A 1,335-nucleotide genomic window follows, 5' to 3' on the forward strand; every position below is an offset into this window, starting at 1 on the left:
TGAAAAGCAGCGCCCTCACTTAACAGCTTGATAATATGGTCATGCTCATGAATCGAATTATTGGCTCGTTTTGGATCAAATGTTGATCCAGATAATCTTATGGAATCCATTCGAATCCATGTTTTTTGAATTGTTTCCATCAAATATTTATTTGGACATTGATCATAGGTTAACACATGAAACTCCCGATTTAGTTTACCAAATTCCCCAAAATCGAAATTAGTTAATGTCTCCTTCATTTTTTGATTCAATTCTTTTAATGTAGCAATTCTTTTTTCCGTAAACGATTCGCGGGAGAGTGCCGTAGCATATCCTTCCATAATTGCCAACGTCACCGACACCGGCAAGGGTGGCAAGAAGCGCACGATACCGGCGGGAAACGCCGCCACGCAGGCCCTGAGCGACTGGCCGTCGCTGCGCGCCGGCCCGGTGCGCGCCGTGGGCGGCACCGACTGGCACGCATCCTTGCTCAACGAGAGGGGCGCCCGCATGTCGCCGCGGGTGACGCAATTGCGTCTGAAAGCGCGTGGCACGGGGGTGGTAAGGGCGGCGGACGTGCACCCCCACGAGTAGCTGCAGTCCTTTGCCTCGGCCGGGCTGCAGACGGCCGGCGAACTCCGTGCGGTACAGGCAGAGCTGGGCCATGCCTCACTGCGCGCGCCCCGGGCGGGTCGCTCTGGTGCACGGTTACTGGGCGGAAATGCGTTCCAACCCGCGATTGTACCTTGCCCGCCCCTCCGTGGGGCGGCAAAAGCCGGTCCGGCGGGCGCCACGGACCGGCGGTGTGGGGCGTTAGCCTCAGGGTTGCGGGGGGTGCGCCAGCGGCACGGCCACCTGGGAGGGAGCCGGGGCCGGCCAGCCTTCCTTCAGGCAGACCTCGGCGATGGCATTCTGCACATCGGTATAGACCTGGCCGGAATTGGGGGTCGGGGGATGTACGCGCAGGGCGATCAGGGGGCCGGGGGCGGTGAATTCCTGGGTCACGATGCCCGGTGCCGGGAGTTTTGAAAAAAGAGGAGGAATTGCCTGTCAGGGTAAAACGTCCGGCAAGAGACTTTGGCAAAACATTCAGCATCTGTCAGGGTGTGACAATGTCTAGAAGATATGGCTGGTCCATTGCCATGGGCAAAGAAGACTTATCATGCCCAATTGCCAAAATCGCTTTTGGATTTGAAGAGGAACTCGACTATTACTCAAAAGGCAGCTTAACAGATGGCATGTATACAAAAACCTGTGACCTTGGCGCCTTAACCGAAGCGGCAGTTCCTAAATTTTCAAAAGAGGAAGCCGGAACTGTATTAATGGCTCCTCTGGGGAGAGCAGCATTTGAACCGG

At 56.0% G+C, this 1,335-nt stretch carries 3 protein-coding genes; 1 reads left to right on the forward strand and 2 read right to left on the reverse strand.

The window, feature by feature from the left end; translation table 11 throughout:
* On the reverse strand, positions 1-491 hold a 491-nt coding region (locus BTM36_RS27485; protein WP_139347002.1), incomplete at its 3' end, for an FCD domain-containing protein.
* 307 nt (positions 492-798) lie between these two features.
* Positions 799-984, reverse strand: coding sequence for a hypothetical protein (locus BTM36_RS00025; RefSeq protein WP_254426879.1), 186 nt, complete (start codon positions 982-984; stop codon positions 799-801).
* A 20-nt stretch (positions 985-1,004) separates the two neighbouring features.
* On the opposite strand from BTM36_RS00025, the gene BTM36_RS00030 reads away from it, so the two are divergent.
* A partial coding sequence (locus BTM36_RS00030; RefSeq protein WP_217349513.1) for a DUF169 domain-containing protein occupies positions 1,005-1,335 on the forward strand: 331 nt, incomplete at its 3' end.

Origin of the sequence: Herbaspirillum sp. VT-16-41, from assembly GCF_001994935.1 — a bacterium.
In the GTDB taxonomy this organism is placed as follows: Bacteria; Pseudomonadota; Gammaproteobacteria; order Burkholderiales; family Burkholderiaceae_D; genus Herbaspirillum; species Herbaspirillum frisingense.